11 protein-coding genes and 2 pseudogenes are annotated in these 14,235 nt (G+C 39.3%); 6 read left to right on the forward strand and 7 right to left on the reverse strand.

The window, feature by feature from the left end; translation table 11 throughout:
- Nucleotides 1–217: 217 nt before the first annotated feature.
- Both ald and RVS70_RS01915 read right to left on the reverse strand, forming a co-directional pair.
- The gene (gene ald, locus RVS70_RS01910) at nucleotides 218–1,339 is read right to left on the reverse strand and encodes an alanine dehydrogenase (protein ID WP_321132469.1); all 1,122 of its coding nucleotides are present in this window, start codon (nucleotides 1,337–1,339) and stop codon (nucleotides 218–220) included.
- Between the two features lie 113 nt (nucleotides 1,340–1,452).
- Complete coding sequence (locus tag RVS70_RS01915; protein WP_321132446.1) at nucleotides 1,453–2,697, reverse strand: PucR family transcriptional regulator; 1,245 nt, start codon at nucleotides 2,695–2,697, stop codon at nucleotides 1,453–1,455.
- A gap of 129 nt (nucleotides 2,698–2,826) precedes the next feature.
- Between RVS70_RS01915 and RVS70_RS01920 the strand changes: the two genes are divergently transcribed.
- The 3 genes from RVS70_RS01920 (at nucleotide 2,827) to RVS70_RS01930 (ending at nucleotide 6,625) form a co-directional block, all read left to right on the forward strand.
- Complete coding sequence (locus RVS70_RS01920) at nucleotides 2,827–3,915, forward strand: hypothetical protein (RefSeq protein ID WP_321132447.1); 1,089 nt, start codon at nucleotides 2,827–2,829, stop codon at nucleotides 3,913–3,915.
- A 343-nt stretch (nucleotides 3,916–4,258) separates the two neighbouring features.
- A complete protein-coding gene (gene mqo, locus RVS70_RS01925) occupies nucleotides 4,259–5,758 on the forward strand; it encodes a malate dehydrogenase (quinone) (protein WP_321132448.1) in 1,500 nt (499 codons plus the stop codon).
- Nucleotides 5,759–6,076: 318 nt separating this feature from the next.
- The gene (locus tag RVS70_RS01930) at nucleotides 6,077–6,625 is read left to right on the forward strand and encodes a GNAT family protein (protein ID WP_321132450.1); all 549 of its coding nucleotides are present in this window, start codon (nucleotides 6,077–6,079) and stop codon (nucleotides 6,623–6,625) included.
- Nucleotides 6,626–6,899: 274 nt separating this feature from the next.
- On the opposite strand, the gene RVS70_RS01935 is transcribed toward RVS70_RS01930, so the two are convergent.
- Nucleotides 6,900–8,438: a multicopper oxidase family protein gene (locus RVS70_RS01935; protein ID WP_026682364.1), complete on the reverse strand. Its 1,539-nt coding sequence runs from the start codon at nucleotides 8,436–8,438 to the stop codon at nucleotides 6,900–6,902.
- 373 nt (nucleotides 8,439–8,811) lie between these two features.
- On the opposite strand from RVS70_RS01935, the gene RVS70_RS01940 reads away from it, so the two are divergent.
- Entirely contained in the window at nucleotides 8,812–9,696 is an 885-nt protein-coding gene (locus RVS70_RS01940; protein ID WP_321132451.1) for a cupredoxin domain-containing protein, read from the forward strand.
- A 227-nt stretch (nucleotides 9,697–9,923) separates the two neighbouring features.
- Nucleotides 9,924–10,469, forward strand: a complete 546-nt coding sequence (locus tag RVS70_RS01945; protein WP_321132452.1) for a hypothetical protein — start codon at nucleotides 9,924–9,926, stop codon at nucleotides 10,467–10,469.
- Nucleotides 10,470–10,733: 264 nt separating this feature from the next.
- Here RVS70_RS01945 and RVS70_RS01950 read toward each other — a convergent pair whose 3' ends face one another.
- Both RVS70_RS01950 and RVS70_RS01955 read right to left on the reverse strand, forming a co-directional pair.
- Entirely contained in the window at nucleotides 10,734–11,210 is a 477-nt protein-coding gene (locus tag RVS70_RS01950) for a hypothetical protein (protein WP_321132453.1), read from the reverse strand.
- A gap of 410 nt (nucleotides 11,211–11,620) precedes the next feature.
- Nucleotides 11,621–12,906 (reverse strand): annotated as a pseudogene (locus tag RVS70_RS01955) (IS110 family transposase).
- Nucleotides 12,907–13,148: 242 nt separating this feature from the next.
- Between RVS70_RS01955 and RVS70_RS01960 the strand changes: the two are divergent.
- Entirely contained in the window at nucleotides 13,149–13,559 is a 411-nt protein-coding gene (locus tag RVS70_RS01960; RefSeq protein WP_321132454.1) for a hypothetical protein, read from the forward strand.
- Between the two features lie 79 nt (nucleotides 13,560–13,638).
- Here RVS70_RS01960 and RVS70_RS01965 read toward each other — a convergent pair.
- Both RVS70_RS01965 and RVS70_RS01970 read right to left on the reverse strand, forming a co-directional pair.
- Nucleotides 13,639–13,800: pseudogene (locus tag RVS70_RS01965) on the reverse strand (transposase); the annotation flags it as partial.
- A 169-nt stretch (nucleotides 13,801–13,969) separates the two neighbouring features.
- Nucleotides 13,970–14,170 (reverse strand): cold-shock protein, encoded by a 201-nt coding sequence (locus RVS70_RS01970; RefSeq protein WP_026682360.1) that lies wholly within the window; start codon nucleotides 14,168–14,170, stop codon nucleotides 13,970–13,972.
- Nucleotides 14,171–14,235 lie beyond the last annotated feature (65 nt).

Here is a 14,235-nt window from a genome sequence, read left to right on the forward strand (position 1 = left end):
AATTTCTGCAATGAGGCAACGCACTTTTCGATCATACATAATATAAAGTGAAACTTCAATCAGCTGGGCTTTTGTTTATCCCCCCCCACGGATAGTTCGTACGACAAGGATATGACCTAAAGGCCCTAGAACCAATCGTACATTTACTGGCAGTTAGTTATATGTGAATAAAAGCACCCTTCATACCAAGGTAGAAGGGCACATAGCTGCTATTTACTTATGCGTCTTTCAATACATCTTCCGGTGATACGAAATCGTACCCAAGATCTGCTGCGACTGCTTCGTATGTTACTTTTCCATTCATCACATTGACACCGGAAAGGATTGCTGGATTATCCTGAATCGCTTTCACAGCGCCCTTCGATGCGATTTGTACAGCATATGGAACGGTTACGTTTGTCAAACCAACCGTGGACGCACGTGGTACGGAACCAGGGATGTTGGCAACCGCATAATGGAGAACATCATGCTTTACATAGATTGGATCATCATGCGTGGTCGGGTGGTCCACTGTTTCAAAGTTACCTCCCTGATCGATGGCAACGTCAACAATCACAGAACCTGGCTGCATGGATTGAACCATTTTATCTGTTACTAATTTGGGAGCCTTTCTTCCTGGAATGAGCACAGAACCGATAACGAGATCCGATTCTTTCACCGCTTCTGCGATATTGTACGGATTTGACATTAATGTTTGGATGCTTGAACCAAAGATATCGTCTAGTTGACGAAGACGTACTGGGTTTAAGTCGATGATGGTTACTTCTGCACCAAAGCCAAGTGCAATTTTTGCAGCATTTGTCCCAACAACGCCCCCACCAATGACGGTTACTTTTCCGCGTTTTACCCCGGGAATTCCACCAAGGAGGATGCCTTTTCCGCCTTCCGATTTTTCAAGATATTGTGCGCCAATTTGTGTAGCCATTCGTCCAGCTACTTCGCTCATTGGTGTCAACAATGGCAATGTGCCGTTTGCTGTAATGGTTTCATAAGCGATGGCAGTTACGCCAGTTTCCACTAATGCTTTGGCTAGTTCTGGTTCTGCAGCCAAATGAAGGTATGTGAATAGAATAAGTTCTTTGCGGAAGTATTTGTATTCTGATGCAAGTGGTTCTTTTACCTTCATAATCATATCTGCTTTTTCCCAAACATCTGCAGCGTTAGCGATCATCTCTGCTCCAGCTTCTTGGTATTCCGCATCTGTAAAATTACTTCCCATACCTGCGTCTTTTTCGATATAGACGGTATGACCAGCATTTATTAAGTGAATCACCCCAGCGGGTGTCATAGCAACACGGTTCTCGTTGTTTTTAATTTCTTTTGGTACACCGATAATCATCATTATCCAACTCCTTCTCAATCAATCTGTTCTTGTATCATAACGTTTATGTAAAACGGTTTCATTATGAAAAAATATAAAAGGAAAAAACATGATTTGTGTAAATGCACAAATCATGCTTTTCGTATGCTTTCTATAATTAGATCAAGGTAGGAATTTGCTTTTTGGTTTGGGTCTTTTAAATCAATGCCACTAACCTCTTTAATTCGCTTTAAGCGATAATTCATTGTATTGGGATGAATAAATAGCCTTTTGGCTGTGTTATAGACATTGCTATCACAGTGAAAATACATTTCTAATGTCGCTAGAAGAGAAGTCCCGTGAATTTGGTCATAAGCCCGTAGTTTTTCGATAAATGGGTTCTTGTATTGATTCATCTTCCGTGCAGCTGCTAATTGCTCGATAAATTGGTACACCCCTAAATCTTCGTAGAGTTTTACAGGAGCGATGGTATCTGGTAGCTTTTCTTGTAGTTTTAATACTTCTCTAGCCTGTTGGTAGGAGTTTTGGATCTGTTGCGTCGGTTGATAAACTAGTCCTGCTGCTGCAAATATGTCCGCTAAGTCTAGTTGTTGGCTAATCAGTGTAATGAAGTCGTCCATAAAGGCATACATCGTTTGCTTGTAATCGAATGCATCCTTTAGATGTACGAGCATAATAAAATCATTATTGTCAAAGAGACTTGTAATCACATGTAGCTTGATCTGCGATTCTGATAAGTAAAAGGCATGCTTTTCCATTTGTTCGGTTATTTCATCTGTAAAGCGAATAATGACAATCGCTTTATTACCATCCAAGTGCATATTGTATTTCTTTTCCCGTTGTTTAATAGCGTCCGTATCTTGCAAATCTCCACGCAACAGCTGCCAAAAGAAGTCTCGATATCCTTCTTCCAGCTTGCGATGGCGCTGTAGATCTTTGATGAAGAATTTCTTCACGTAAGCAGCCGCTTCTTTGAATAATATTAAATCCTCGTCTGTAAAGGCTTTGTCGGATGTGTGGGCCCACACAAATCCTAATATTTCATTTTGGTTGCGTACGGAAATAGCAACGCGATTGCCAAGACCAATCTCGTTAATTTTGGGAATACGAACAGGATTATCACTGTCAATTAATTTTGGCATCACACCCTTTTTCCACAATGCATTTATTACCTTATCTGGGACCTTTCGGTTGATAATCGTGGAAATGCGGACTTGGTCGATATTGTCTTTATGTTTGCTGTAGGATACGACATGATGATTGGAATCTTCTATTGTAATTGGACATCCGAAGATATCTGCAATCTGGTCTGCAAGCTGATCGAGGGATGTTATCTTTTCCTTTAAGCTATTCAGTATATCTTTCTGTTGGGACATAGACCTTATTCCTCCGTGTATGGTTTGAACAAATAAACAAAATTTTATTCTATTATTTTAGTATATACACAAATCGATTTCATAGTGAAGATGTTATAGTAATCATGCAACACGATGGGAGGAAATACAATGAAAAAAATCCTGTTAATTGGAAGCGCTTTTATTGGGGTAATTGTTGGTGCAGGTTTCGCTTCTGGACAGGAAGTGCTACAATACTTTACTAGCTTCGGCCTGATGGGGATTATTGGGGGAGTTATTGCAACCGCTTTATTTGCGTATGTTGGGATGACACTCGTCTGGGTCGGTAGTAAGATGAAAACGAATTCACATAAGGATGTTATTTATACAATAAGTGGGAAGACCATTTTTGGTCGCGTGATAGGGACAGTTATTGATTATATTCTTATTTTTACTCTATTTGGTGTTGGTGTGGTCATGTTGGCTGGAGCGGGTTCTAACTTAGCTCAACAATTTGGACTGCCAGCAATTTTAGGTACGATCCTTATGACAGTACTTGTCTTGGTACTTGGGATGATGAATGTGGACAAGGTTGTTTCTGTTATTGGTGGGATTACTCCATTCTTAATTCTATTTATTGTGATGATTTCAGTCTATAGCTTTTTAACGATGGATGTGTCGTTCAGTTCCTTGGATGACTTAGCGAAGCAACAGCCGACAACATTGCCAAATTGGTTTATTGCAGGGGTGAATTATGCATCCTTCAATACAGCAGTAGGTGCATCGATGGCATTAGTAATGGGTGGTGCTGAAAAAGATAGAAGGGCAGCAGCTCTAGGAGGGCTAGTTGGTGGCTTTGTGCTTGGATTACTTATTATTTTGAGTCATCTATCCATCTTTTCTAAAATCGAGGAGGTTGGCGATATGGATATGCCAATGCTTGCGATTGTCAACGATATCTCGCCAATATTAGGTACAATTATGGCAATTGTGATCTTTGCTATGATATTTAATACAGCGATAAGTATGTTTTATTCGTTTGCTGCTCGCTTTACGAAAGTAGAGACAAGCAAGTTTAAAATCTTTTATACGATCATCCTACTCGTTGGATTTATCGTAAGTTTTATCGGGTTTACCGATCTAGTCTCTCTTTTCTATCCAACCATTGGCTATATGGGACTTGTATTAATATTAGGTTTGATCTATGCGCCGATAAAACTTAAAAGAGAAGCGAAGCAAAAGCAAATAGAAGAAGCGTAAATAATGCAAAATGATGCAGGGTATCACAGGGTTGAAACACAGACCAACATCATAAAGTGAAACTTCAATCAGGGGTTCTGTTTATGGGGTATGTCTGCCAGTTATATAGAATAAATAAAATTTCGAATCTAGTCGGTGCAGCTTCAACGTTTTAGCACTCTAGTCCGCTTGTTACCTCCTTATAATTACCAAATAAAATTTAAATATTTCTTTAATAGTGGTAAACTAGAGAGTGGGTTAAATATTTCTAGGAAAGATTTGTAACGAGATACGTCTTGTTTGATGTATCATTCAACAAGAGCGATTACATCTTTTCTGTTGAAAATAGGGAGAATGAATGGGAATGAGCAAAAACTATACGAAAACAGATGTTATGTTAATTGGTGCAGGTATCATGAGTGCAACGTTAGGATCATTGTTGAAAGAATTGGTACCAGATTGGAACATTCGTGTGTTTGAAAAGCTGGAAAGAGCAGGAGAAGAGAGTTCAAACGTTTGGAATAATGCAGGTACGGGGCATGCTGCATTGTGCGAGCTGAACTATACGCATGAACAACCTGACGGCTCGATAGATATGACGAAAGCAATTAAAGTAAACGAGCAATTCCAGGTTTCAAAACAATTTTGGTCTTACCTTGTAAACAGTAATCTGATACGTAATCCAAAGGATTTTATTATGCCTTTGCCTCACATGAGTTTTGTGCAAGGGGAGAAGAACGTAGAATTTTTAAGAAAGCGCTACAAAACCATGTCAGATCATCCGTTGTTTCGGGATATGGAGTTTTCCGATGATCAGGAACAGCTTAAGAAGTGGATTCCACTCATGATGAAAGATAGGATAGCGGATGAACCAATTGCAGCAACAAAGATTGATTCTGGAACCGATGTCAATTTTGGAGAAATAACACGTAAAATGTTCGATCACTTAGAAAGACAAGACGTTGAGGTGAACTATAGACATACAGTTGAGGACATTCAACGTTTGAGTGACGGTACATGGGAAGTAAAAGTCCATGACATCGATAATGGGAAAATTGAGTACCATACGACAGACTTTCTTTTTATCGGCGGTGGTGGAGGCAGTCTGCATTTACTGCAAAAAACCGGGATTCCTGAATCGAAGCATATTGGTGGCTTCCCTGTAAGTGGACTATTCATGGTATGTAATAACCAAGAGGTGATCGCACAGCATCATGCAAAAGTGTATGGTAAAGCTAAGGTAGGAGCTCCACCGATGTCTATGCCACACCTTGATACAAGATTTATCGACCATGAAAAATCATTGCTTTTCGGACCGTTCGCAGGCTTTTCACCGAAGTTCTTGAAAACGGGATCCATGCTAGACCTGTTAGCTTCGGTTAAAACAGATAATCTCGTGACAATGTCAGCGGCTGGTGTGAAAAATGCTTCCTTGACAAAATATTTGATTGAACAAGTGATATCTTCGAAAGAAAAGCGCATGGAAGAATTACGGGCATTTATTCCGGATGCTAAGAGTGAGGACTGGGGTCTAGTAGTAGCTGGGCAACGGGTGCAAGTGATCAAGGATACGGAGAATGGCAAAGGAACACTTCAATTTGGTACGGAGGTTGTCAGCTCTGCAGATGGCTCGATAGCTGCATTGCTAGGAGCTTCGCCAGGTGCGTCTACTGCGGTTCACGTCATGCTTGAGGTAATCGAAAAATGTTTCTCTCAACATGTAAAAGACTGGGAGCCAAAAATAAAAGAGATGATTCCTTCTTATGGTGTTTCACTAGCAGAAAATCCGGAGCTTCTTCGAGAGGTTCATACTTCAACAGCACAGACACTTGGACTTGTTGAAAAAGAAAAGGTGCATAGTTAAGCTGGAACATCCATTCACATAAAGTGAAAGTTCAATCAGTAGGGGGCTATGTTTATCCCCACTTATTCATATTGGCTGTGTATACTGGGATTCTGATAACAGGACAGCATTTAACGTAAACGCAGAACCTTTGATCTATGTTAAGATTAAAGGTTCTTTTTTTACATTGTAAGGGATGAATTCAAGATTCTTATGTAGTTGTACAATCTAGCAGCTTTTTAATGAGTTCATAAGGTACAATTAAGATAGCATTCATTCATACAAGGCAAAGGGTGGAGCTGGAGAAGGATATCCCCCATTACAAAAGGAGAATTAGCAATGAATACATTTCCAATCATTGAAACGGAACGGCTTATTTTAAGGGAAGTAACAAATGAAGATGCACCAGCTATGTTTGACTACTTATCTGATCAAGACGTGGTCAAACATATGGGCTTGGAGCCATATAAAACACCAACCGAAGTTCTGGAGGAAATTAACTGGTATCAGTTAATACGAGAAGAAGGAACGGGAATTCGCTGGGGTATAACTCTAAAAAATATGGATACAGTTATCGGCAGCTGTGGATTTTTGAACATGCATCCCAAGCATTATCGTGCAGAGGTAGGATTTGAGTTAAGTAAGCTGTATTGGGGAAAGGGCATTGCTAAAGAAGCACTAAAAGCTGTTCTAGACTATGGGTATAAGCATTTTGAACTGGAGCGAATTGAGGCTTTAATTGAACCTCTAAATCGTCCGTCCCAACGATTAGTGGAAAAACAGGGATTTATAAGGGAAGGCTTATTGCGACATTACGAATTTACATGTGGAAAGTTTGATGATTTGTATATGTATTCCATTCTGAAAGAATCGTTTTTTAAATCATGAGACAAACGAATGAGAAACAAATAAAAATGAGCGATAATTAGTTGAAATTAATTATCGCTCGTTTTTGGATTAGAATTATTCATATAGCACCTGAAATAAGCGAGACTCTGGCGGGGACAGCACGAGTCCGAAGATCCACTTGGTAACGTGCTTTTCTTTACCAAGTTAGCTGAGGCCGTGCTCGCGGAAAGAGCGTATATTTTCACGGTGCGGCGTGATAACATGATTATTCGTATTTTGAGGAAAGAAGTTGTGTTTTGTCTCAGCCGCTAATTTATTCCGGCTGATTATCTACGTTTCCGTTGTCTTGATAAAATGCTTTAAAGTTATTATAGTTGACCATGCTTACCATTCCATTGGAAGCGTGGTGTAGGTCGTGACAGTGAAACAACCAATTTCCTGGATTATCTGCTAGAAATGCTACCTCGTAAGTTTCTCCTGGTTTTACGTTTAACGTATCCTTCATAATAGGTGAATGGCTAAGTGGTTCTCCGTTCTTACTTAAAACTTGAAAAAAGTGTCCATGAAGATGCATGGGGTGCGTAGCTTTATCCATACTATTATTTGTTAAGGTAACCTTCACTTTATCCCCCTTATTTACTTTTAAAGGAGATACATCTGGGAAGGTCTTCCCATTAATTGTCCAAACCATGCCCATCTCAGCATCCATGCTCATCTGTGTAGCTAAATCCATTTCATATTCTACATCAAAGTTATCATTAATGGAGAATTGGGATTCCCTTTGTTTTCCAAGCTGGGTAATATCCACTGTATTGGTCGTTGTTTCATGCTTGTTATCCTGAACGTTTCTGTCCTCATATACAACATCTATTTTCATGGCCTGTGATGCTTCTGCCTCTCCATGACGGTCAATGGTAAAGTTACTACTGCCATCAGCTGTAAATTCAACGTCTATACGCTCTCCGGGGGCAATTTCAAACAACGATTTGTTTACGGATTGCGGTTTATTCACCTTTTGTCCATCTACATGAGTAATTTTGTAGTCTATTGGAATATGTATTTGATGAACCATGTACCCTGCATTTATGAAACGAAGCTTTACTAAATCCCCTTTTCTCACCTTTAGTGGTTTACTATTTTCATAGGATCTGCCGTTAATAGTAAAGATGTCATAGGAAGACATGTCATGTCCCATTCCTTTTCCATCCATCATTCCGCTCTTATTGTTCATGTCCATGTTATCGTGATCTGTATTATCTGTATTCTCTACTTGATAATTTCCAGATTCCCACTCATCGAGTACTAATGTATAATCTCGATCTATGTCAGCTTCTTCTTTAGGATCTGTAGGTTCTACAATGATCGTTCCATACAATCCCTTATCAAGCTGGTCTACGCCATTTTGATGGGAATGGTACCAATAGGTTCCGGGATCGTTTGCAACAAACTCATATGTGTAAGATTCACCTGGTAAAACAGCATCCTGTGTTATCCCTGGAATACCATCCTCTGTATTGGGTACAGGGATGCCATGCCAATGGATAGAAACCGGCTCCTGTAATTCGTTCGTTAGATTAACTTTAACGACTTCCCCTTCTTTGACACGTAGTTGTTCACCTGGAACAGTGTCATTATAGGTCCAAGCATTTATTGTATTTTCAGCAGTTAATTTCCATGTGGTCTCCATAGCTGTCAAATCGAATTCATTTACTTTCTTTCCGGTAAAATTCTCCTCTTTAACGTGTGCCGTATCCCCTTTTTCTTGATTCGCATTGGTTTCTGATCCCTGTTGCGAACACGCAGACAAAAAACTAATCAGTAAAATAGCAATAAGTAAGTGAGTGATTCTCAAAGTATCTCCTCCTTCTAGTTATCCGCATATAACTGCTAGTGAGACCCCACTTCAAGTAATAAAGTGAAATCAATATGGATAAGTGTGGGATCAATAAAACTTCCACTGATTGAAGCTTCACTCTATAAAGTCTAAAAAAAATGTGTGAAGAAACGATGCATGAAATCAAAATTTTCTGTGACAACTACGATTGATTTATTATCCTGCATATAACTGGCAGTAAGCCCCCACCTCAAGCAATAAAATGAAATCAAAATTGGTAAGCGGGGATCGACTGCCAGTAAATGTCCGATTAGTTGAACTTTATAGTGAATGAATAGCTTAACGATTCATATAATGAAGCAATAGGACAAGTTTGCGAGGAGAATGGAAAATGACAATTTCAATGTTTGTAACCATACTAGTTATTGCTTTACTTTCTGCCTTTATTATCTGGAATACAATCTATTATCGAAATAAGATTGCTGTGATGTCTGGGATGATGGTGGCAATGGCCCTTGGAATGAGTGCTGGATTAGCTATTGGTGTAATCATAGGAGCCTTTCTATCTGGGAATTTGTTTGATTCGACAGTGATTGGAATACTAGTAGGAATGGCTACTGGTTATTTGGCTGGTATGCCAATAAGCATGATGGCAGTAATTGATGGGGCTTTAGCGGGTATCATGGGAGGGATGATGGGAGCGATGCTAGGGGATATGATTGCTGCAGAAAACCAGGAGGCAATGATTCGAATCATAGTTGCATTGTTTGTAGGTACCGTGCTCATTCTTTATTATTTAATCAAGCAAGAATCTACTACAAAAGCAAGTGGCTGGTTCCTCCATCCCTTAACACTTATTGTGATAAGTTCCCTATTTATTATGGCGTATCAGCAATTAGGTCCGGTTATGCCTTATTCAGCCAATGATTATAACAATAGCTATAGCCAGCTTCAGGAAAAGCATCTACAGATAGAGGCTGATGAATATACGTTTTTGCCAAACCGAGCGACGGTAGCAGTTGGAGAAACAATAAATCTTGTCTTAGCTAACCGTGGGACGATGGAGCATCATTTAGTAATTATCGGATTGAAAGCACAGGGTACATCCTCTGCTCATCATCAGGAATCGAATTATTCGATTCAGCTGCATAGTGATGCGGGCGAGAATCAAGTTACTACATTTACCCCGCTTATACCAGGTACATATCGTTATATTTGCACGATCCCCGGACATAAAGAAGCGGGGATGGAAGGTGAGATAGAGGTGACACTATAAGAGAATTTGATAATTGTCATGAACGTTATACTTATTGTATGGTATGATCATATTAACTATAAAACTAATGTTGATAAGTGTGGGATCAACTGCGTAAATGTCGGTCATACCCTTGAGGTACGAACAATCCGTGGGAGCTAACAAAACTCCTGCAGATTGAAGTTTCACTTTATACGAAAATAAATTTAAATAAGTAAACGAAGCTTAAAAGAAAAGGAGAGGTTTGTTTGCAGAAGCTACTGTTATCCGTTACTGTACTCCTATTCCTTTTTAGCTGCTCCAATGAAAAAAGTAATGATCATACCAAAAATGAAAGCGTTGTATCTGAGGGTGTAGATGAAAATGCTTCTGAAACGCTCTCTTTCGAGGAGCAAATTCAAAAAGTAATAAAAGCAAATAGCTATAATCCCGAAGATATTGTCGATTATGATCTTAAACAAGACTACATTTATGTATTTTTGTATAATCCTACAAATGGATTAAGTCCAGCGATTTTAAAAAATGAAAAAGACAAGCTTGTTTGGATAAAGAGCTGGGATGCTATTCAAACAAGTTCCCTTAGCGCAGGGGATGCACCGATTGTTACTATCGTTCAACCAGAGGACGCCGATGTGAAAGATGTTAAAATCTTTGGCAAATCAGCAAGAATGACTAAGTTCACAATAGAAATTACGGAGGATTTTTCAAAAGAAGTCAAGTATTGGGTTTATTATTCAAAGCAACCTGACGAAGTCCTTGATAATATTACTGAAAACATTGAATATATGAAATGATAATTAATACGTCGCAAATTAAATAATAGATTGATAGTTAAGACGGATTAGTACTTTCTTAATGTTGTTAAACATGGGGAAAGCGTCTCGTTGTAAATTCTCACTCCTGTTATATGGTGCTAACGATTTGTGAACGCTTTCGCGATTTCTAAATACTTTCATTTTAAATCCTCCTATTATTAATAGATCTTTAAATTAATTGTATATTACTTTCTTTACTAAGAACACATATTGCACCAAAGTATTTTCCCTTTAAATTTATATCTATATCGTTTTAGGATCACCTTCTACTTCAAATGTACCATCCTTTATTTCTGTTTCTTTGCCATTTACCTTTAAAGTATCTGTCATCATTTCATGATCATGGTCTTCATGTTCACCATTCATTGCCATAGTAAATTTCTCAATTTGTTTAGCTTCTTCATATGTTGGTAAATAGCCTTCATCTATAGCTTTTTCAATCTCTAAGGAAACATTTCTGTATTGCACAAATACACCATTTTCTTTTTTCCACCCAATCTCTTTTAAAATCTTTTTCTGTTCAGGAGTGGCTTTACTATAATCCATGTTAGGTGCCGTATACTTAATAATAATTTCGCCTTTTTCAGATGAATTTACTTCGCTAATTTCTTCTGACGAGTCTTGGTGGATTGATGCTGAAACAGACATTGGAGCCAAAATAATAAACAAAGATGACAATGCGACAAATGCTACGTTAATAAAATTATTTCTTTGTTTCATTATAACAACATCCTCCCTCTATAAATTAAAATTATCTCAGAATTACTCCGTTTTTCTCCCGTTTACTTTATATCATTCAAAGAGAATGGGGGTTGATCGTTCCTTCATCTGTAAATAAATGATATTTATGGAAATAAGGGATGGCACCAACTAAACATCCATGGATTTTTTCCATTAAATGGTTTGCGTTCGTATGATCGCACCTTGGATCTCCACGTTACGCATGGCGGTGGACCCTCCCATGTCTCTCGGCGTCAATGCGCGCAAATTCCTTCGTTCAACCTGACCATGGTGGATGCCGGAAATGCTCCTAAAGCGGGTCAAAGCCCTAACGGTGAAAATATCGACCGGCTTCTCCGTGCTTCGAATGTTCAAACAATGGGTCTCAAAACGAAATAGATCTTTTTTGTTTAGGCAGTTTCCTGTAAGTCTGAAACACCGGGGATATCCCGGATCATGCGTTCTTCACTGAAGGTACACTTGCGTGTCCCTAACACATAAAAGATTTTCACAAGTTTACGACTTAGCGCGATAAACGATTGCTTCCCAGTTAAGGGATTGATGGATCGATGACGGTAATGGTCATGAAGCTTTCGGAAAGCTTCATTATGAAACGAGAGGGGGCGTGCCACCTGATACAGGAGCTTTCTCAGCCTTTTGCGTCCTCGTTTCGTAATGGTTGTCTGCCCCTTGAATTTCCCGGATTGATTCATCATCAGATTGAGTCCCGCTAATTTGATAATTTGGCGTGGATCTCTGTAATTCGATAGATCACCGACTTCCGCAAAGAAACCGGCCACTGTCATGGTACTGACACCTTTGATGGCTATCATCTGCTCCGCCCCAGGAACCAGAAGAACGAGTTCTTCGAGTTGTGCTTCAAGAGCGACGAGTCGTTCTTCTAGGGCCTTGTATTGGTCAATAAGATAACGGAATTCTTCGCGTGCCATGCTTAAACCGACCGTCAGGCCGATACTATCTTCGGCTGCCTGTTTTAATGCCTGGATACGTTTCATCCCCACTGCACGTTGGGCAGCGTTTTTCACTTCGGCCATCAAGTCTTCTTCCGAAGCCTGTCGGATATCATCAGGAAGATACCCCTTTTCCAGTAGGTGGAGTGCTGCTTTCCCGGTCCAGTCTTTGAAGACATCTAGGAACTCCGGAAAATAGCGATCCAGCGCATTATGCATCTGTGCTTTGATGGAAGACAAGTCCTCTTGGATGATGTCATGTAGTTTCATGCCTTCCCTCAATTCGGCATAGACATCCTCGGGTAGTGTGGGTTCATGAAAACGCCCGTCTTTAATGATTTGAGCGATGACTTTGGCATCCTTCGTATCATTTTTGGTCGGGGAGTCATCGTCCATTTCCTTGAACCGTTTTACCTTCATCGGATTAACACCTACCGTATGGATCCCTTCTGCTTTCAAATAATAAGCCAAGTTCAGCCCATAATGACCGGTTGGCTCCATGCCGATGATGATGTCCGGACGTTTATGTTCATTCGCCAGCTCTCTCGCCCAGGTGAGAAGCGTAAAAAAACCTTGATGAGAGTTAGTAAACACTAACCTTTTGGCTAGTCTCTGCCCCGATCATCAATCACCCGTGCTACATGTTTCTTTTTGGCCACGTCGACACCAATGATCAGTGTGTTTTCGTTGATTTGCGCTATGCGCATATTTTGTGTAAAATCCATAGTAGAAGTCCTCCTTCGGTACTTAATTCGAGGTCATCGTGATGACACTCTCTATCGTACCAAGAGGGCTTTTTTTATGCATCCGGACTCTGCTTCGATATCCCCCTCAAATTTCTCCCTTACAGGAATGCTCCTAAAATATGGTTATTTTTCACTGTCTATGATATCATAATCAGAGATGATTACAAATATATAACTAGAAAAAAAGGAATTAATTGCAAAAAATAACAAGGAGGGAGATTATGTACAGAAATATCATTTTATTAGTTCTAGTTTTCTTAACTTTAGTTGGATGTCAATCGGAGCAATCTATGCCTGGAAGTGATCAATCCGAAGAGATAACTGAAGTTCAAGTATCTAACTTTGAAGAATTAGGATCAATGAATGAAGATTTTAAACAGAGCTTTTCTGAAAAGGACGAAATCGAACTATTTCGTACTGCTATAGAAGAAGCGAAACAACAAGAAGAATCCTCCATAACGACTTATGACTACGATATAAAGCTGACATTACAAGGTGGCGGAAATAAAGGTATTCATTTAAAAAAGAATGATGATGATGAAATAATTATGAAGTATATAGGAGATAGTACGAAAACATATATAGTGAATAGAGAAAATTCAAAAGATTTAATTAACCTTGTATATGAGTAGAAATTAATATTGGAACTTGGTATTAAAAAAGGGTTCTAAGTCAAATGTTGGGGTGAGCTAACGCTCGCTCCTTCTTTCTTTATGCGACTCGCCCATTTATATTTTTATATTGATGATGTAATAATACTCTCATTCGAAACCGATCAAAACGCCGATTACCAAAAGCGTTTCTTTTGACTACTTTCGTTTGGTTGTTAATCCCCTCCACATAGCCATTATGTAAGTTAAATGCAAAAGAATTAGGGTTCGCCTTTATGGCGGTGAACTTGAGAAAGTACACCTTCTCTACAGCTAATGGCACCCTAGATCGCATAATCAAACATCAAAAAAGATTCCGATTATCACAAATAACGATAATCGGAATCTTTTTGATGTTTTGGACTAGTTTAGTCTCAGCCTCTTTGTTCCACCTAAGCTTTTTGAACGCTAGCAGCTTGCGGTCCGCGAGCACCTTGCTCAACATCAAAAGTAACTTTTTGACCTTCGTCTAAAGATTTAAACCCTTCACTTTGGATTGCAGAGAAGTGTACGAATACATCGTCATTACCTTCGCGCTCGATAAAACCAAACCCTTTTTCTGCGTTAAACCATTTAACAATACCTTGTTCCATTATGTTGCCTCCTAGTGCGTTCTCGCACATTATATTACTATCCTTGCCCAAAGCGAATCTCAAGA

Origin of the sequence: Virgibacillus sp. M23 (genome assembly GCF_034190895.1) — a bacterium.
GTDB lineage: Bacteria > Bacillota > Bacilli > Bacillales > Amphibacillaceae > Virgibacillus > Virgibacillus salarius.